Consider the following 19,703-nt stretch of genomic DNA (forward strand, 5'->3'; position numbering starts at 1 on the left):
AATAAACAGTTTTATTTTTACAATACAGTTAGCTTCCCCTGCTATTTGCGGACAGTAAGACCACCACTGATTAAATTTCGATTTTATTACATTCGAATATTACTTATGAAATTTCACACGCTCTTCAAGTGGTTGGAATTCTTTTTCACCTGGTGCAGCTGTTGGATTACCAAATGGCATTTGTGCAATTAGTTTCCAATTAGCAGGGACATTCCATTCTTGTTTTACCTCATCGTCAATTAACGGATTATAATGTTGTAATGATGCCCCTAATCCCTCTGCTTCTAAACCTGTCCACACGACTAATTGGTGCATACCTGATGCTTGGTGTGACCAAATTGGGAAGTTTTCAGCATATGCAGCAAATTTTTCTTGAAGCGATTTAACGATAGCCTCATCTTCAAAGAATAATACTGTTCCATAACCAGCTTTAAAAGAATCCATTTTTTGTTGCGTTCCTGAAAAATCTCCATCTCCAACTACTTTTCTTAATGTTTCAGTGGTAATATCCCATAATTTATCATGAGCTTCACCAAATAATACAACTAATCGTGCAGTTTGAGAATTGAAAGCGGATGGAGTATATTTCACAGCAAACTCCACGATTTCTTTAATTTTTTCATCCGATACTTGTACCTCTTTATTAATCCCATAGTAAGTACGTCTTTCTTTCAGTGCAGTATAGAAATCTTTTGTCATAATTACGTTCCTCCTAAGTTTTAATATTCTTCAAAATGATACATCTCGAAGATAATATGCGTTTAAATGAGTTCATTTTTGAATCATTGAACTTCCTAGCACCCATTGCCAGTCATTCTAAATCTAAACACACTGCTTCCTTCAGTTTTCCTAAAAAAAGCCTTATAACATCATTCATAAAATCTAATCATCATTCGGTACTATTTTACCCATTCTCTATTCATGTATCCTGCTTGTTTCATATTTACACAAAGATGAAATGTAGCTACTTTAATCACCAAATTTCACATTAATTTAGAGCATCTTCAATTACAGCAATTTCGCTCACTCGAACAAAACGATGCAATTTAAAGAACATTGCACAATTAAGTACTACCTGTAAAAGAACCCTCTTAGCCGACTATAAGAAAAAATAATAAAAAGCCAAAAACGAACAATAATATGTTCATTCTTGGCTTTTACTTAACCATCACATTTACTTTTACTATTGCTTCAAATGATTTTTAACTGCCCTTATTACCAATTCGTGATCTTCTTCTGGTGGTAATCCTGAAACTGTTATCATTCCAATAGCCCCTACGTTTTTTATTCTGATAGGAAAACATCCACCAAACGCAGCGTATTCTGAAGTATCTAAAAGATATTTTTCATTATAGGAGACCCCAGTTATTTCACTTTGTATCTGCATATAATACGAGCTACGATCATGCAGGGAAACGACTCGTTTTTTACGCTCAATCCATTTCGTATTTTCCTCATTTGTCCCTGTCATCTTGAAATGAAATAATTGCACACCATTTTTCGTTATATCAACAGCAATCAATTTCTCCTCTCGCTTTGCTGTTTCAACGATAAATAAACCTAGTTGCAAGGCATCATCATTTGTAAAAGAGGAAAATTGAAGTGTTTCCTCCTCTTTTAAAATTTGTTTACTTATTTCATTCAAATTTGAAGTACTCATATCTTTAACCTCCATAATTGTTTTATGCCACACCGACATTTTTTCGAAATTATTAGGCCATATAGTACAACCTTTCAATCAATCTGATTCTAAATAAACTACTGTAACATCTTTGGTAACTAGTAGTACCGTAAAGCTTGTTTTCTTCTTACTGGTGCTATTATGAATGACATTCAAAGTTATAAAAAGTACTATTCTACTTATCCCTATCTTACAGAGACTATTATGAAATATATTTAACATCTTAAAAATGTATGTACTAAAGAATAATATTTTTAATCACTAACTTTTTTGATCAATCGTTATAATCCAATTTCATCAAAATTTTTATCAATTATTACACTATCCAACAATAGGAGGAAACAAAGATGGATGAAAATATATCCAAAAGCTGAAAAGCAGTTGAGTCCCTTGAGAGAATAGTTATAATTCACTACATATAGAAATAGACATACAAAAACGCCATCCTTTCCTATAATTCTAAAGAAAGAATAGCGTATTCTTTTCAAAAATGAGTTCTTTTATTGAAAAACTTTGATTCTATATTATACATAAAAGGGCAACCAATGCTAAAACAGCTGGAAGTCCTTGTTTCACAATAATTGATTTATTAGATGTGAAACCTCCGAAAATAGCTGCTATCACCACACAAATCACGAAAAATAATTGGACCATATAACCAATTGGATTGAGCCCAAGTACAAGTCCCCAAATGAGACCAGCCGCTAAAAATCCATTATATAAACCTTGGTTTGCAAACATAATGGCTACGTTTCGATCTCCTTCTAAATGCTTCGGTAATTTGAAAGCACGTTTCGCTACTTTTGAATCAATAAAAAACATTTCAAGGATCATGATAAACAAATGTTCTAATGCTACGATCCCGACTAAAATAGCTGCGATTATTTCCACACTATTCTGCCCCCTACACTCTCTATTCTTTAATATTCTCTACATTTTTTTGCATCTGTAATAGAACATGAATAAGTATTTTGCGTTCTTCTCCACTGATATTTACGAACATTTCCTTCATAAAATGTTCCTTTTCTTTCTTGTTAAAATATTAATTGATGTATCAATTATTGATACATCAATTAATATACATCTCTCTTTTTATTTTTGCAAGTTTTTTGCTCAATTGGTTTTATTTTGTTCCAGCAACTTTAAACCAATTCAAAACATCAGTTCGTATTTCTAGAAATCATAATTACTTTAAGTTCATTCTGACAATCATATTTAACTACATATATAAAAGAATTGAGTTATATCTCCATCAATTTATAAAAATTAATTTTTTCTAAAAACAGATACTTTACGTTTTTTATAGTAATAAAAATCATTTTTGTTTCAGAGGCAATCCATTTTGTTAGCTTGATGGGCATAGGATAGCACCCAGATGACGAACCAATTATCTTTCAAGAAGACGGCTAGAAAACTGGATTTGGTACAGGAATTGCCTACTTCCCCCGATTCAGATAGTACTAATTTAGAGCTAATTGCTCCAAAAGGTCCATTTAGACGTGATTAATTAAAATATATTAATACTGAAAAACCACCTTTATGAGAGGTGGTTTTTTGTTGCTAATGGTGAAGATTAATATTGAGGTCTGATTGAGACCTATTCCTTTTCCACATCTTTCATCATACCATCGAAAGAATAGTCTTATAGCTATTTCAAATATTTCGGCAGTACTATATCGCTAGCAAGCTAAAATTTCATGGTACTCAAAAAAAATCTGCTGAATCATAACCAAAAAGTTCATTTTATCATTTCGGGGTAATTCGAAATTCTTAAGTTGTCGGGCACGGGGTACAGCTGAAAAACAGTGTATATTCATTAACTTCAAACTAATTTTGATGTAACAAAATTTGTATTTATACCTTTTTAACGAATTCAGATTTTAATTTCATAGCTCCAAAACCATCAATTTTACAATCAATATCATGATCTCCATCAACTAATCGGATACTCTTTACTTTTGTACCAATTTTTACAACTGATGAAGTTCCTTTTACTTTAAGATCTTTAATTACTGTTACAGAATCACCATCGTTTAAAATATTTCCATTTGCATCTTTAATTACCTTTGTATCTTCACTATTTTCAGCTTCTAATTCTAAAGTCCACTCATGAGCACATTCTGGACAAACAAAAAGATTCCCATCTTCGTAAGTGTATTCTGAATTACATTTTGGACAATTTGGTAAATTAGGCATATTTTTATTTCCTCCACTCGTTTTCGTTTATTCTATTAAATAAATATTATTTTTAATTTCCGTTTTTCGTTTTTCGTTTTTCGTTTAAATGTACGGAAAATATTCTCTTCTTGCTTTTTGATACTTATTTGTTGAATGTATAAAAAAACTACTTGTTCACACCTTGTAAAAAATCTTCTCCACATTCTCCAAAGCAAACTTTCTTCTTCTCTACTTTTTTAATAAAATGATTAAAAAAGTAGATTAACTCAAACAAACTTTGTATGTGAAGTGAAATTTTTAAAAATCTAATGCATTTTCTTTATTCTTTATTGTATTGATTTCCTGAGATTGCTGAGAAAGCCCTGTACATTCATGAAAAGCAAAATGCTTACACCCTATACATTTTTTTGTATTCAGATGTCCTAAAGCACAATTAATTGCTTCTCCGGTATGATTAAAAAAGTTTTCTTCCCCAATCTCAGCGTACAATCCATTCTTATCTAGATTGGCTTTTAGCTCTGATTGAATTCCAGAAATAAGAAGTACGCCACCTTGTTTTTTGAAGTGCTGAACAATATTCCTAAAGTAAGACTCTCCTGTGGTATCAATAAAAGGAACTTTTCCCATACGTAAAATTAAAACATTAGGTTTATAATGAATAGTCGCTAAAATATTTTGTTCAAATGTTTGAGCAGCCCCAAAAAATAATGGCCCTTCTATTGTATAAATGCTAATTTGTGGGCAATCATGAGCTTTATTTACCACATGTGGTAGCAATTTTTCATTTCTTTTTGTATGATCAGGAAGCACTTTTGATATGACAAGCATATTACTCATACGTTTTGTAAACAAAATAATAGCTAATATAAGACCAATCTCTACAGCTGTTGTTAAACTAGTAAATACAGTAAGTAAAAATGTTACCAATAATACAAGAGAATCTCCCGTCTTCATTTTAAGTATGTGATAAAAATGTTTCTGCTCGCTCATATTCCAAGCTACCACCATTAAAATCGGGGCCATACTAGCAAGTGGAATATGTGAAGCATATGGCGCTAACAGTAGAAGTGTAAATAACACAAATCCTCCGTGAATAACACCCGCCATCGGAGATACAGCTCCACTCTTAATATTAGTTGCTGTACGTGCAATCGCTCCAGTTGCCGGAATTCCGCCAAATAACGGGGTAACAATATTGGCAATCCCCTGACCGATAAGCTCTTTGTTACTGTTGTGTTTACTATTTGTCATACCATCTGCCACGACAGCGGATAAAAGTGATTCAATTCCACCGAGCATCGCAATAACAAATGCAGGACCAATTAACTGCTTTATACGTTCTAATGTGATTTCTGGTATATCAAAATGAGGAAGTGTATTTGGAATCGTACCATATGCTGTACCAATAGTAGGTACATAACCTGAGAAAAATACAGTTGCAATTACAGTTGAAATAACAACACCTACTAATGAACCAGGCACTTTTGGTAAAATCTTTGGTGTTATGAGTATAACAAAAAAGCAAATCAAAGCAGTTATAACACTATAAAAATTGGTAGTACTGATATGAGTGAAGAGTTCCTTCAAATTCGCTAGAAATTCCTCATGCTTTTTTATACCTGTTAAACCTAAAAAACTAGCAATTTGTCCCGTAAAAATAATAACAGCAATACCTGAAGTAAAACCAATTGTTACAGGACGTGGAATAAACTTAATTAAAGAGCCTAGCTTGAAGATTCCCATAAGACATAAAATAATTCCAGCTAACAAACCCGCGAGTAGTAAATTTTCGTATCCATAGGTAATTACAACTCCTAAAAGAATCGGAACAAAAGCACCTGTAGGTCCTCCAATTTGATACTTCGAACCACCAAACAGTGAAATGAGTATTCCAGCAATACAGGTTGTATAAATCCCATACTCTGGCTTAACACCAGAGGCAATAGCAAAAGACATAGCAAGTGGAATCGCAACAACTCCAACAATCATTCCTGAAAGAAGATCCTTTTGAAAATGTGCTAATGAATATCCTTCAAACCTTCCTGTAAATAACTTTCTCATTACAAACCCTTCTTTTCTATTTTTAATAGATCTGGATTACAAATGTATTTCTCGGTCCCTTATACAGAAAATTGTCCTTTTCACAAAAAGAAAAACCATCCTAATATTTACTATATGTTTTACTTAAATGACACTCCAATTCACCTATATCTCCACCTTGTTGTACATAGGATTTCAATCTTTCTGCTAGACGTTCTCCGGCTCGACTATCTAGCTTCTTCGTATCAATAAACGATCTAATCCTTACCTTATCTGGAGTAATATCTCTACGAAACATTTGTCCTGGAATTTCACTCCAAAAACGATTCCATTCATCCAGTAATCCTATTTGATCAAATAAAAAACCTTGAATTCCACATAACCAAGCTGTACAAGCAGTATTTCTTTTTCGACATCCAACTCCATCTTGTAAATGTTGGCATGAAAAACAACAAGAATTTCCACTTTTTATACAAACTTCACAAACGTAATGAGCTCCTAATGAGCGAAATGTTTCAATCCCATGTTGGATGATATCTTCTTTCTTAACCTCAATACTCAACCTATCCCTCCTTAGCCATCATTTCACTTTCTGCTCCATCTAGCTCTTCTAACATTGAAATCGTATCGATTAAATGGTTGTTAAAAATCTTCCGTGCAACCACCAATAAATCCACAATAATAGGGTCTCGTAAAGAATATAAAACTCTTTTTCCATCTTTTCTACCAACAACAATGTTTTTTGAACGTAGTACACTTAATTGCTGAGAAACAGCTGAACCTTCCTTATTTAGAATATCTTGAATTTCGTTTACGCTTTTTTCACCTTCTGACAATAATTCTAAGATACCTATTCGCAAAGGGTGTGCTAAGGCTTTAAAGAAATCTGCTTTAAATTGTTGCATTTCGTTTCCCATTGAAATCCCTCCGTTACTTTTCCTCAATTTTCAAAAGTACCATATACATCTTCAAATGTTTGAATATGTATATGGTACTTTTAAAACCTCGAATTTTCAATAAAAATTTTACAATATTAAATAAGCATCAAATAGAGATACTATTCAAATTCAGGTTCAAAATTTATTATCCAAAATAAAAGCGCCTAACATATTAGGGATATATAATACGTTAGGCGCTTGATATTTAAAATTTCTCGATTTAGGTCTTGATAATATTGGATGAGTATATAACCAAAATGCTAGATGACTAATATGAATAAACTTATTTGTAAAATTAATTCATTAGAATATTTTAAGAGCAAGTTTTGAAAAAAACTATTCAAAACTTGCTCCTTCTTTTCTCAGATCCAACTATTTTGATACTAAAACCAACAGTAGTGAATTAGAATAATGATTTAATACTTGCTAAGACAGTAAGTACACCTACAATAATAACAAATACGTTACTCATTTTCCCTTTGTATTTAGCTAGTACTGGAACTTTTTGAATCGCATACATCGGTAATAGACATAAGATAGCAGCAACTAAAGGACCGCTTAGAGAATCAATAAGTCCAAGAATACTTGGATTTGTATAAGCAACAAACCAGCATGATAATACAACAAAAGTAAGGATTATTGTCTTAATTGTTTTTTCTTCAATATCTTTTCCACGTGATTTACCGAACTTAATAATCATGTCACGCATTACTTCAAATGCTCCGATATAATGGCCAAGGAAAGACTTTGTAATAGCCACAAAAGCAATAATTGGAGCTGCAATAGTGATTACAGGCGAATTAAGCTCATTAGCAAGATATGAAAGAATTGATAAGTTTTGTTCTTTTGCCATTTTTATATCATCTGGAGTCAAGCTCAATGCGCTACTCCAAACGAAGAACATAACAACAGCGAATGTCATGATATAACAAACCTTTTGTATTTGCGCACATTTAGCATCAGTGGCTTCGATTCCATACGTAGCTCTCTGTTTCACAACAAATGATGAAATCATAGGTGAATGATTAAATGAGAATACGATGATTGGTAGAATCATCAATATCGCCCCAAAATAGCCTGTTCCTGTTGAAGCAGTTGAAACAGCTGAAAAACTAAGCATTGACGTATTCCACTGTGGAATTAAAGATATTGCAATAAAAAGTAGAGAAACTATGAAAGGATACACTAACATACTCATTACCTTTACAGTAATATCTTGACCAAAATTTAGTATAGCGATAAGACCAAGAACTAATACAAGTGATAAAATAGCTCTTGGAGGTTCTGGCATGTGCAATTGATGCACGATAAAACTACTTGCAGTGTTTGTAAGCGCAACCGAATACATTAGTACGATTGTATAAATTGAACCGAAATATACGATGTTAAAAATGATACTCGCTTTATTTCCGAAATACTCTCTAATTGTACCTGTGATCCCCTCATCAGCAGAATTAGAAGCGTATATCATTTTAGCAAGCGCCCTATGTGAGTAGTACATAACTGGATATGCAAGTAATGTAATTAGTAGTAAAGATAATAAACCACCTGAACCTGCATTAATCGGTAAAAAGAGCACCCCTGCTCCAATTGCAGTTCCAAATAGACTCAGTGCCCATGTAGTATCCTGCTTATGCCACTTTTTCGGATCTGCATATTGCTCATTTTTTGGTGCGGTATTTTCAGCTTGAACTTCTATTTTCTTTGCAGTATTCCCGTTCATATAATAACTCCCCCTTGTATCTATTCCTGCATCTCTCTTTACATTTAACAAATATTCCCTTTCTGGAAAATGAATTCCTTACAAGTTGCCCCACATTGTATGTCCTTCATCATAATAAATCCAAATTGAAACATTCACTAATTAGCGTCCTAATATAATTGTTAGCGTTCACAAAAAAGTTTACTCGTAATATCCGCTCTTTATATAAAGACCCCTTAAGAGAACAATATAGAATAGACTTCATAAATACGTTGCAACATTTCTAATAACAGTGTATTACTTTAATGGTTTCTCTTTTTTACTTTTAACAGTAATTTTAGCTAAACCGGCCTCTCTTCATTTGCGAGGCATTTCTTTCTCAATTCTATACATTACCTTCATAACTTCGGTAGCACTGATGATATTGCTTACACAAGCCACTGAAGCACATTACATACATTTCGCCTCTAATCACACACCTTTCTTACTAATAATCGCATTTTTTATATTTTCTCCAGAGATAATAAAATTTCTCTCGACGCCCTCATTATAACGTGTATATTTATAAAATTAATATTTTTATATTTTCAGAAATATTAAAGAGGAATAATTTTATATGGATAATATTTTACAGTTAGCATGTAGCCATTGTTTTTATCGCTTAAAGCTGAATTAGTTAGTAAAAAAATATAATAATACATTGTTTTTCTAGGTGACTTATTATAAAGATACTTATATCCCCTTTTATCAAAAAATCTTATTTTAAACATAAAAGATATTCTAATAAATAATTAATGTAGGTAAAAAGAAAAAAATCCCAAAATACAAAAACCAAATTTTAGGATATATATTATTAATATTGAATTCATATACAATTTAAAAAGCTACACTGAGCAAAAAGCAAAAAAGCTGCCCCATATGGACAGCTCATTTACATAATTATCGTTATCAGGAATACACAAACAAATCACTTCAATATCATCTTAATTGTAGTTTGTTCGGCTCTTCTTCAGGGATAGCTCTATGTTTGTAATGCATTGTTTTTACATCATTTCCTTTTATGCGAAAAGTAATTGTGTCCTCTTCATAAGGCGGATTGTGTGCACCCTCAAAAGTTTAAATTTTAAAATCCCTCATTAACTAGCTCTTTTATCGAGTTTAATTTTGAAGAAAGCTCGATAAACCATTCTTCATCCCCTGTTAATAATGCAAGATCTATAAGATAAAGGATTTGTTCCTTATTTATTACCTTTGATTCAGGGAGTTTGTTAACGTGTTTACTAAAGAGTAAAATCGCTTCGTTTATTGTGTACTGGCCGTCACGTTTCACAATACTAACTGTAACTATATCCTCTACATCATCAAGTGATACAATATAACCAACTATTAATTCACCTTCATTTGATATTCCACGAACCCAATCTCCTACTTTTAAAACATGATTATTATTTGACATCATACCGTTTCACCTTCCTATAAATATTTTTTGTGACGATAAAAAAGATATAAAAACAATTATACTGTAATATTTTTCATTACATTTAAGTGTTAAGAACTCACGGCTATATAATAATTAAGCCGCTTAACGCTCTTGATTGATAAGGTCAACAACTTCTTTCATTGTATAATTCTTTAAGTATTCACCTAGATGCTCTTCAGCACCTAAGAAAATAGCGAAAAGAACTTTTCGCATGTTCGAACCTACAACACACTGATTGTTTGATTCTGGACACTTCGGCTGCAAAGCACCTTCAGAGGTTATCTGATAAATATGCCAAAGATTAATTTCATCTAAATCGCGAGCGAAAATAAAACCGCCACCAGTCCCCTCTTTCGATTGTATAAACTTATGTTTTTTTAACAAACTTAGTACTTTCCGAATGCGTACTGGATGTACACCTGCACTTTCTGAAATAGCATTACTTGTTGACATCCGATCTGGCTGTAAAGCTAAATAAGTTAAACTGTGTATGGCCAAGGTAAAGTCGCTGTTCATGATTTTCCTCCTACGATCAAAAATATTGTTTCTCATATATTAACTGTAGCCATAAATATTACAGATAGGTTAGAACGTTAAAACATATAGAATACTTCTTGCCATAAAAAATTAATTCTCTTATATTCTATCCGGTCCCACCTATATCTGATAACTTCATTTAGCTTTTTAAGTTGAAAATAAAATTAAACACTCCACTGTTTCTTCACTTGTTCTTCTGCCAACTGTTTAATTTTTGTCCAAATCGTATCTTTACTCACAATAACATTTGTTTGATAATTTCTATCATTATAATTAACTGTAACACATACTTCAATCATCTTCTGCTTCCTCCTTTCAAAAAACTTTTTCTAAAAATACTACTTATTAATTGGCCAATTTTTGCAATTCAATGTTCAAAAACGTTCGAACGCTACGTGGTAAAAATTTACGAATTTCTTCCTCATTAAAACCAATCTGCAATCTTTTCTCGTCCAGCATAATTGGGCGACGTAACATTAGTGGATGCTCAATTATTAATGTATAAAATTCATTGAGCGAGAGCTCCTCAATATTTATATTTAAGTCCTGAAAAGTTTTGGATCTAGTTGAAATAATTTCAGTAGCCCCCTCTTCAGTTAAACGAAGAATTGATTTCAGCTCATCAACTGTCATAGAATTTGATACGATGTTTTTTTCAATATAATCAATTTGATGCTCTTCAAGCCATGCTTTCGCTTTTCGGCATGAGGCACAGCTTGCTGTTGTATATAGAATTACCATATTTAACTCACTCCTTTAATGTTATGAAACGTACATTTTAAACATCGGTTATTGAAATGTATTAAAAAAAATTACAGTTTAGAATCAAATACAAGCAATATTATTTATTCGAGAATATTTAATTTATCTACATTTTACAGACGATAACAACTCACTTCTAAAAACTATACTGTAATTTTAAACTTTACAGTTCTATAAATCAAATGTTAAGTCTTGGATTCATTCTATTAACGTATAATAGGAGCAGTTGAGACAATACTTGCCTCAACCGATTTTTATATCTCTTTATAATTTTTTGCAGTAATGACTGTTTCAAACTCAAATGTTTCGGGTAGATGATCTGCATAAGAATATTCAAAAGTTCGTCCATCCGTTAAGTAAGCTACTTGTTCAACTCGCATTAGGAAATCCTGATTTGTTAAGTTCATAAACTGCTTTTCCCTATCATCTGGGCGAATTCCTTTAACCCTGACAACAGATGTCCCTACTTCAAGACCAAGTTTATTTTGAATATGTGAGTATATCGACTCCTCTAAAACAGAAGCCTCAACACCTGGGATAACCGAAATTGGCATCCATGTATGCTCCATAATCGTCGGAATGCTGTGAATGATGCGGAGGCGAATGATTTTATAGACGAAATCACCGATTGAAACTCCCAATTTCTCAGCAACTACTTCATCAGCCCCAACAATCGCAAACTCGATAATTTTACTTTCTACCTCACTGCCGTATACAGCTTTCGTACCCGTTAAAGTTTGAATCATTCGTGCCTTTTCCTGTTGACGCCAATCTTGCACCACTGTTCCACTTCCGCGTCGGCGGATGATGTAGCCATCTCTAACTAATAGATCCAGCGCTTTCTTAATAGTAAGGGCTGAAACACCAAATTCTTCAGCAAGGACGGGGCTACTCGGAATTTTTTCGTTGATTTTATATTCACCACCTAAAATTTGCTGTTTAATCTTTTGATAAATGCCGAGGTATTTTACTTGTGTTGATCCGCTTGCCATTTTCATACCTCCTTTATACTGCAAACTCTCTTCTATTCATTCAAATGTAAAGCCTCAAGTTTGTAAACTGAAGGTGATGGGGCAGCAAATCCATTTTCTAAGATTTCAATATTCGTTACCGCTTCTTCGTCTTTCACAAGTTTTGGTGCACCATTTATAATTGTTTCATACGCGGCATCATAGAAACGACCGTAATCACCAAGTGGCGTTTTAATTTGTTTTTCAATCCAGTCACCATTTGCATTACGATACTTAGCAACTCCATAGTACATCGGTGAATCTTCACCAAACCCTGCACTCTCAGGCATAATCCCCGCTTTCAAATCATTTTCCTGCTGATCTTCACCATATTTAATAAATGATCCGTTTGTTCCATGAACGATAAAGCGTGGATAATCTTTTGCTACGACATGGTTCGTTTTCAGCTTAATCTTCAACTGATTTCCGTAATGTAAACCAACATCGAAATAGTTATCAACCGCACCTTCCATTTCATTATTACGAATATCGTATGTCACCGTATCTGGACGGCCGAATAGTGAAATCATACGGTCCATCGTATGAATACCTAAACTGTAAAATGAACCTTCTTCTTTTGGAGCTTCATGAGTGATTGAACCAGGACGGAAATAATCAATATGTGATTCAATCTCAATAATATCACCAAGGAATCCTTGTTCAATTACTTGCTTCACAGCTAAAAAATCACCATCAAAACGGCGGTTTTGATAAGGCATAACTACTACACCTTTTTCTCGTCCTAAAGCTAATAATTCTTTCGCATGTTCCACTGTATCGCAAAATGGTTTTTCAACGATAACTGATTTTCCAGCAAGTATAACTTTTTTTGCTAATTCATAATGCGTATGTGCTGGCGTACAGATCGTCACCACTTGAATTTCCTTGTCATTCAACAATTCGTCCAAATCAGTAGTGAAGTAAACACCTTTTTCCTTATATGGAGCCGCTAATTTTTCATTTATTTGACGTACAAAAATCGTTTTTATTTTTATATTATTACGCGTGTTTACATAAGGTAAGTGATAGCGGTTAGCTGACTTTCCAAATCCAATAAAGCCCATTGTTAATGTCATATTTTTCAACTTCCTTGCTCATAAATTTTCGTTTCTATATTTATTATATAATTTAATTATTAAAAGTATATAGTTTTAACTTTATAATTATATATTAAATAAAAAATCCACGATAAAATTCGTTCTCACTATAAGTTATGGACCTATAAAGTGAAACTTTAATCAGTGGGGCGATTTATTCTCTACTGATTATTTACCCGTAAATACCGGGATGAAAAGGAGCGTAATGAACATGGCATATACTACTATATCTATGGAAATTTTCGGATCAACTGAACAAGTATGGCAATTAATCGGAGGTTTCAACTCCCTTCCAGACTGGTTACCTTATATACCTAGCAGTAAATTAACTGAAGGCGGTCGTGTACGTCATCTAGCTAATCCAGATGGTGAAACAATTATAGAACGCTTAGAAGTATTCAATGATAAGGAACGCTACTACACGTATTCAATCATGAATGCACCGTTCCCGGTCACTAATTATTTATCTACAATCCAAGTTAAAGAAGGTACTGAAAGTAACACATCGTTAGTAGAGTGGTCTGGTACGTTCACTCCTGTTGCGGTTAGTGATGAAGAGGCAATAAATCTGTTTCATGGTATATACAGCGATGGACTGAAAGCATTGCAGCAAGCATTTCTAGATTGATTCATGTAATTGATTGAGACGAAAAAGTTAATTAACAGTCAAACATTCGACTTTGTGGTTAAGTTCATTATGAAAGATAAACAAATACAAATTTCATGCCTGCTTGTTAATGACAAGAAATAAAAAATACTACCTCCAAATGGAAGGTAGTATTTTTTTATTAATCAGGAAAAACAATTAATCCCTCTTCTTTTTCCTCCTGTTTTAAATCTTCTTCTGGGAAGGTTACAGTTGAATTTTTATCCCCTGTTTTTTTTGTTTCTTCACCTGGAAATACGAAAGTTGAATTTTCTTTTCCTTCATTTTTTTCTACGTTATCTGGAAATACCATAGAATCATTGGTAGTCAAATCACTATGAAAACCAAGGTTAGACAAAATCGCTTTTAAATCTGGTAAAACCCCTATTTTATCAGATGATGGATTATTAGACTTTGTGCCTGTATTAGGATTACTTAAAATTGCTCTCAATTCTTTTGGTGTATATGCCTTACCTAAATGTTCTTTAGCAATCCCTTGAATTGATACAGCAGCCCCAGCGATTATAGGCGAAGCGCTAGAAGTACCACGGAAATTAGAAGTATAACGATTCATTATACTCTGATCTGTAACTTTTTGTCCTTTACTATTTTGATTTTGATATGTATCTAATGTGTCAACATACTCTCCCCAACCATATACATCAATTCTACTACCATAGTTAGAGAAACCTAAACGTTTATGAGGAACTCTTGCAGTAGATGCTCCAACTATAATAGCTCCTGAATCTTTAAAGTCTGGACTATTTCGATTTAAAATCTGTTTACCATTACGGTCTTTAAATTCATCTAAATCAATCCCACCATTACCAGCTGCTTCTACAATAATAATGCCTTTATCTGTACCTTTGCGAATTGCGTTAAATATACTCGGGTATACTTCTACTGGTAAAGGGTCATCTCCATATCCATCATATTTAAAGGATTCCTCTATTAATAAAACATCTCCAGCCTGTAAAGAATCTACGGCACTTAAAATAGCATCTCTTACATCGATTCTCCCATTATCTCGGATCACTGAAATTACTTTTGCCTTTGCTTTTGGTGCAATCCCAATGTTCCCAATCCGATTGTCAGCTGCAGAAACAACACCTAGAACTGAAGTACCATGAGAAAGATCATTACTCATTTTTCCAGACATAAATTCAATATTTTGACCGACTAAATCTTCATGATTTAATAACCAGCCTTCTTCCAAATCTACAAAAGTTGCTCCTTGACCATCTCCTCCTTTAATTCCCCAAGCATAAGGAGCATTAATTCCTAAAGGTGCCTCTTCAAGATATCCCTGTCTCGAAAATCTAGGTTCATCATAAGGATTGACTGATAATACAGGCAATCTCGAGCTAGTTGTTGTATTTATACTCTTATTAGAACGAACTAGTATTTTACTAGAATTGTCATTAGCAGCATATACTGTATTTGTTACAAATGTCGTACCTACCCCAGCAAAAGTTGTAATTGCAAGTGATGATATCAACATACCTTTAAAATTTTTCATCTTTCCACCCCTAGTTTTCTATTAGAATTAACATATTTAATAATGTGTATGAACCGAAAAGCTTTTTATCTTATTATAAAAATTAATAGATTTTTATAACTTTTTGATTTACATAAAAACTCCTTTCATTCTTGTAATTCAATGTGTATATTTCAAAATAACAAACTCACTGTAACTATTATAGTTACACCTTTATTGATTTTCAACTACGAAATATAAATTTTTAAAAATAAATTTATATTACTTTAAAACAGAGCTAACCTTTTACGCATATAAAAAAACAAATTATCTGTGCAAATTACAGCGGTGAATAAGTTTATAGACTGCAAAAAAACAAGAAAAAGCAAAACACTAAGTGCTTTGCTCCTTATAAAATTCCTTTTAACTTTTCACCAATTAACCTCGCTACATACTCATAGCCTTCTGGTCCAAAGTGTAATCCATCTTTTTCACCATTTTCTACAAATCTTTTATAATCCCGTTCTTGAATCATTTCAGCGAATACGTTTAGAAAATAACTTCCTGTTTCCCTCGCCACTTTCTCCACCACGTCTGCATACTGACCAAGCACTCTATTTGTTCTATTACGCTGTCTTTCTTCATCAACTGGTGCAGGACTAATCAGTAGTACTTTATCTGATGAAATATGGTTCACAATCTTCTCTAAGTTTTCTTTATATGCTTGTAATGACACTTGAGAAAAAGAAACCGCATCATTCGTACCAAGAAAAACTGTTACGAAATCTGGTTTATATGATATTACATCTTCTTCAATCCTATTTAACGCATCGAATGTATTATCCCCTGGAACACCTGCATTCACTACTTTCCACTTCGGAAACATCTCTTGCAAACGTGGTGTTAATCTCGGCATTCCATCAAAAAATGTTTCATCAGCTGTAATACTATCTCCAAAGCATACTAACGTTTTCATTAAGCTACTCTCCTTTTACGTATGAAACAACTTTCCTTCTATTGCTTTTATATATCTTTCAGCAGAACGTTCAACTGCCTCATCTGCATTTTCTTTTACTACTCGATGAAAAGCATTGTATAAACGATTAAACTGTAACGGCTTCACTCGGTTCACCATTTCTTCCACTTTTCTCGCTGGTAATGGAATTAAGTTTGGATAGCTATACATAAAACTTACCCACCGCTCATCCGCTACAACTTGAATAATATCACCTGTTAACAAAATCCCTTTTCCATCATTACCTTCTTCCCAATGCAATACAGAACCACCACTAAAATGTCCTCCAAGACGATGTACAGTAATCCCATCCGCTAATTGTAAAGACTCACCAGACCAATAAATAATACGACTACTTGGGCGCATCACCCATTCTTTATCATCTTCATGTATATAAATTGGTACATCAAATGTCTCTGCCCATTCTACTTGCGTTGAATAATAATGAGGATGAGACAATGCAATCGCATCTAATCCACCAAGCTCTTTTATTTTCGCAATTGTCGTTTCATCTAAATACGTAATGCAGTCCCATAGTAAACGATATGACTCTGTTTTCACTATAAATGCCGTTTGACCGATCGCAAATCCTGGTTTTGTCGTAATACTATAAAGTCCATTTTCCTCTTCGATTATTTCATTTTTATATGTATCATCTGTTTGCAAATTTTCTAAAGTCGTCCAAGACTGCCCTTTCGGATTCACATATTGCCTCTCTTCATCACAAATATGACAACTCACCGGTTCCTCTACACTCGCTGCATACTGCACACCGCACGTTGTACAAACGTAATTTTTCATCATAATTCCCCCTATCCCTATATTTTTATTAAACTGATTTTTGTTGATAATAATCTACTTTTTCATTTCCAATTAATAAACTTATAAAAGTAAGTAAATAAACAACTGTAACTGACAATGGAATTACAGTAAATCCTTTTTGGCTTCTGCAACATTCATCTCACTATCTCCCCCAAAATATTTGTACTATAAAGTCACCTCAACCTCGTCCATCCAATAACGCCAAGCTGCTAAATAATCTTCTAAATCTTTCGGGTGGTGCCGTAAACATGTATCTATACGCAAATATAATCCTATGACTATTTCTTCATATAAATCACGGTCTTTTTTATAAAATACACATTGTTTCATCGCATAATCGATTGTTTCTTTTGTTAAATCTTCCGGGGTTGAACAGAACGCATAAATCAAATCATATATAGGATCTCCTAACACTGGTAAAGGATCAATTACACCGTGCAGTTTATTCCCTTGAAATATAAAATTATGAAATCCAAGATCACCATGCAATAAAAATGGCTGATTTATTCCAGTCCCCCTACTTGGACTATTTGCTAACTTAAAAACCGTTCTATACTCTTCCTCACTTATGTAACGTCTTACATTTTCATGAGCTTCCATCACATTTGTCGTTAAAAATTCATTCCAAGATTGAACTGGGCTTTCTTTCCATCCCCAGCCATCAACCTCTGTAGCTACTTCATACTTATTGATAACTTCCTTTACAAGTTTACTAAGAACACTCCGTTTATGGCCTAGTTTGCAAGAAGTTGTGCCCTCAAGGAATGAGTAAACAATGTAGCGATTTAAAGGTTCCTTATATAAAAGCTTTGGAAATAATTCGTCCTTTTTATAAAACTGAAGAAAATAAGCTTCTTCACGTATGACATCCGATTCATTCAACTTTATAACGTATTGTTCATCTAACAAATATATAGTACTTGTCGTTCCCCCGTTTAATGCTTTTACGCTATTTGGATAATGTGAAATAACTTTTTCCTTAACTAGTTGTGCAGTGATTATTGAAATGTCCATTCTCTCACCCTTCAACTCCGAATATTTCCTTAATTCAAAAGACAACTTTACTATTATTTGACAAACATAAGGGAATTCCTCCTAAAAATCTTAATATAACAAAAGATAATTTTATTTCATTTCAACTGCTTCCTTCAATATTCCATCATAAAGTTCATTCCATTTATGGTAATGCGATGTGATTTCTTCACTCCAAATGATCTTCATTTAATCTAGTAATTTCTATTGAATTATCTCTTTCTTTTAACTTAAGAACCAAACTTTCTACACCAAACACTTCTGTAAACGTATGACTGCCTACAATTAAATTAATTCCTTTAAATTTCGCATGTTGCACTGTATATAATGTTTTTTCACCTGTTATGTACGTGTCACATCCTTTTTCTAATGCACGTTCAATCAAATTTGTATTGTTTCCTGCACCGGTTAAGATCGCAATCCGTTTTACTGGTTTATCGTGATTTCTCCAGCTCTTCACTTTCTCTTCCATTTTTTCTTCAAGTTTTCCAACTAAGTTTGAAAAAGGAATCGCTTCTTTATATTCTCCTATTCCCGGTAGTTCTTCTTCCTCATAGGTTGAATATTCCAGTATTGTATCTATCCCAATTGCGTTAAATAACGATGTACACGTGCCAAACTTTACAAAATCTAACGGCAAATGAATCCAAAAATGATTCATTTCATATTGCTTCAATTTCTCAATACAAGCCTCTTCCATACCAAATAAAAAACTCCACGGCGCATGATGTGTAACTATCATATCGACTCCATTTCGATACGCTTCTTCAATAGTTTCTAACGTTAAATTTGTTGTGTAACCGATTTTGTGAAATTCATCTTTACTTATATAAGTAAAACCATATTCATCATCGCCATATTTATGAAGATGCTCTCCAAATAGTGATGTTATATGTTCATTAAACTGCTTTATATTCATTTTTATTTCTCCTTTCATTTACTTTTATATTTCATAAATAAGGAAATACTAAATTACAACGTTACATACATATAGGAGGACAATATGAAACCTGAATTTTTAAAAGCTGTACATGATGCAATCGGAAATGTCGAACACATTCATATAGAGGAAAGCGGTGCTGACAGCTTACTTATTCATCATGATGATGCACAGCAGTTACAACAAGTTGCTAAGGCGTTAGAAAATAATAATTTCCGCTCCGCTTTAAGAACAACTGGAAATGCTTCGTACATTGAAGTATTGAACAGATAATGAAAGTCCGGATGTATTCCGGGCTTTCTTTTTATCCCGCTATTCACCGGGCAGTAAGACCCCACTGATTAAA

At 33.1% G+C, this 19,703-nt stretch carries 21 protein-coding genes and 2 pseudogenes; 2 read left to right on the plus strand and 21 right to left on the minus strand.

The genetic code is table 11. From position 1 onward, the window contains the following. Window positions 1-99: 99 nt before the first annotated feature. The 15 genes and pseudogenes from D1166_RS04910 to D1166_RS04985 form a co-directional block, all read right to left on the minus strand. Window positions 100-699 (minus strand): nitroreductase family protein, encoded by a 600-nt coding sequence (locus tag D1166_RS04910; protein WP_000158938.1) that lies wholly within the window; start codon window positions 697-699, stop codon window positions 100-102. A 484-nt stretch (window positions 700-1,183) separates the two neighbouring features. Then, window positions 1,184-1,699, minus strand: a complete 516-nt coding sequence (locus tag D1166_RS04915; protein ID WP_100070332.1) for a heme-degrading domain-containing protein — start codon at window positions 1,697-1,699, stop codon at window positions 1,184-1,186. Window positions 1,700-2,200: 501 nt separating this feature from the next. After that, the gene (locus D1166_RS04920; protein ID WP_000402471.1) at window positions 2,201-2,572 is read right to left on the minus strand and encodes a DUF1304 domain-containing protein; all 372 of its coding nucleotides are present in this window, start codon (window positions 2,570-2,572) and stop codon (window positions 2,201-2,203) included. 963 nt (window positions 2,573-3,535) lie between these two features. Beyond that, on the minus strand, window positions 3,536-3,877 hold the full coding sequence (locus D1166_RS04930) for a zinc ribbon domain-containing protein YjdM (protein ID WP_001133198.1): 342 nt from the start codon (window positions 3,875-3,877) through the stop codon (window positions 3,536-3,538). A gap of 279 nt (window positions 3,878-4,156) precedes the next feature. Further along, on the minus strand, window positions 4,157-5,920 hold the full coding sequence (locus D1166_RS04935) for a SulP family inorganic anion transporter (protein WP_001228488.1): 1,764 nt from the start codon (window positions 5,918-5,920) through the stop codon (window positions 4,157-4,159). A 100-nt stretch (window positions 5,921-6,020) separates the two neighbouring features. Continuing rightward, entirely contained in the window at window positions 6,021-6,461 is a 441-nt protein-coding gene (locus tag D1166_RS04940) for a hypothetical protein (protein ID WP_000021461.1), read from the minus strand. 1 nt (window position 6,462) lies between these two features. Beyond that, window positions 6,463-6,816: an ArsR/SmtB family transcription factor gene (locus D1166_RS04945; RefSeq protein ID WP_000526189.1), complete on the minus strand. Its 354-nt coding sequence runs from the start codon at window positions 6,814-6,816 to the stop codon at window positions 6,463-6,465. A 424-nt stretch (window positions 6,817-7,240) separates the two neighbouring features. After that, a complete protein-coding gene (locus D1166_RS04950; RefSeq protein ID WP_001014183.1) occupies window positions 7,241-8,560 on the minus strand; it encodes an aromatic amino acid transport family protein in 1,320 nt (439 codons plus the stop codon). 957 nt (window positions 8,561-9,517) lie between these two features. Beyond that, a pseudogene (locus tag D1166_RS04955) lies at window positions 9,518-9,655 on the minus strand (DUF3888 domain-containing protein); the annotation flags it as partial. Window positions 9,656-9,662: 7 nt separating this feature from the next. Next, the gene (locus D1166_RS04960) at window positions 9,663-9,998 is read right to left on the minus strand and encodes an IDEAL domain-containing protein (protein ID WP_000987462.1); all 336 of its coding nucleotides are present in this window, start codon (window positions 9,996-9,998) and stop codon (window positions 9,663-9,665) included. Between the two features lie 123 nt (window positions 9,999-10,121). After that, complete coding sequence (gene saiR / locus D1166_RS04965) at window positions 10,122-10,535, minus strand: Rrf2-family transcriptional regulator SaiR (RefSeq protein ID WP_001083465.1); 414 nt, start codon at window positions 10,533-10,535, stop codon at window positions 10,122-10,124. A 185-nt stretch (window positions 10,536-10,720) separates the two neighbouring features. Further along, entirely contained in the window at window positions 10,721-10,855 is a 135-nt protein-coding gene (locus tag D1166_RS04970; protein WP_000573532.1) for a BA3454 family stress response protein, read from the minus strand. A gap of 46 nt (window positions 10,856-10,901) precedes the next feature. Then, window positions 10,902-11,297, minus strand: a complete 396-nt coding sequence (gene spxA / locus D1166_RS04975; RefSeq protein WP_000236190.1) for a transcriptional regulator SpxA — start codon at window positions 11,295-11,297, stop codon at window positions 10,902-10,904. Window positions 11,298-11,572: 275 nt separating this feature from the next. Beyond that, window positions 11,573-12,310, minus strand: a complete 738-nt coding sequence (locus D1166_RS04980) for a GntR family transcriptional regulator (RefSeq protein ID WP_000146295.1) — start codon at window positions 12,308-12,310, stop codon at window positions 11,573-11,575. A gap of 32 nt (window positions 12,311-12,342) precedes the next feature. Further along, entirely contained in the window at window positions 12,343-13,404 is a 1,062-nt protein-coding gene (locus D1166_RS04985; protein WP_000176636.1) for an oxidoreductase, read from the minus strand. A gap of 232 nt (window positions 13,405-13,636) precedes the next feature. Here D1166_RS04985 and D1166_RS04990 point away from each other — a divergent pair, with 232 nt between their 5' ends. Further along, window positions 13,637-14,053 (plus strand): SRPBCC family protein, encoded by a 417-nt coding sequence (locus tag D1166_RS04990; protein WP_000332044.1) that lies wholly within the window; start codon window positions 13,637-13,639, stop codon window positions 14,051-14,053. 160 nt (window positions 14,054-14,213) lie between these two features. Here D1166_RS04990 and D1166_RS04995 read toward each other — a convergent pair whose 3' ends face one another. From D1166_RS04995 to D1166_RS05015, 6 genes and pseudogenes are all read right to left on the minus strand, one after another. Further along, window positions 14,214-15,590 carry a S8 family peptidase gene (locus D1166_RS04995; RefSeq protein WP_000787692.1) on the minus strand — a complete coding sequence of 459 codons (1,377 nt, stop codon included), beginning with the start codon at window positions 15,588-15,590 and terminating at the stop codon, window positions 14,214-14,216. Window positions 15,591-15,957: 367 nt separating this feature from the next. Further along, the gene (locus tag D1166_RS05000) at window positions 15,958-16,524 is read right to left on the minus strand and encodes an SGNH/GDSL hydrolase family protein (RefSeq protein ID WP_000855202.1); all 567 of its coding nucleotides are present in this window, start codon (window positions 16,522-16,524) and stop codon (window positions 15,958-15,960) included. A gap of 15 nt (window positions 16,525-16,539) precedes the next feature. Further along, complete coding sequence (locus tag D1166_RS05005) at window positions 16,540-17,367, minus strand: MBL fold metallo-hydrolase (RefSeq protein WP_001986571.1); 828 nt, start codon at window positions 17,365-17,367, stop codon at window positions 16,540-16,542. Between the two features lie 25 nt (window positions 17,368-17,392). Continuing rightward, window positions 17,393-17,509: pseudogene (locus D1166_RS32290) on the minus strand (DUF7010 family protein); the annotation flags it as partial. Window positions 17,510-17,550: 41 nt separating this feature from the next. After that, window positions 17,551-18,399: a phosphotransferase gene (locus tag D1166_RS05010; protein WP_001986501.1), complete on the minus strand. Its 849-nt coding sequence runs from the start codon at window positions 18,397-18,399 to the stop codon at window positions 17,551-17,553. 187 nt (window positions 18,400-18,586) lie between these two features. Then, complete coding sequence (locus D1166_RS05015; RefSeq protein WP_001022446.1) at window positions 18,587-19,336, minus strand: Nif3-like dinuclear metal center hexameric protein; 750 nt, start codon at window positions 19,334-19,336, stop codon at window positions 18,587-18,589. Window positions 19,337-19,420: 84 nt separating this feature from the next. On the opposite strand from D1166_RS05015, the gene D1166_RS05020 reads away from it, so the two are divergent. Further along, the gene (locus D1166_RS05020; RefSeq protein ID WP_000801651.1) at window positions 19,421-19,630 is read left to right on the plus strand and encodes a hypothetical protein; all 210 of its coding nucleotides are present in this window, start codon (window positions 19,421-19,423) and stop codon (window positions 19,628-19,630) included. The last annotated feature ends 73 nt before the right edge of the window (window positions 19,631-19,703 follow it).

This window comes from Bacillus sp. ISO11, from assembly GCF_003458115.1.
Lineage (GTDB): Bacteria > Bacillota > Bacilli > Bacillales > Bacillaceae_G > Bacillus_A > Bacillus_A cereus.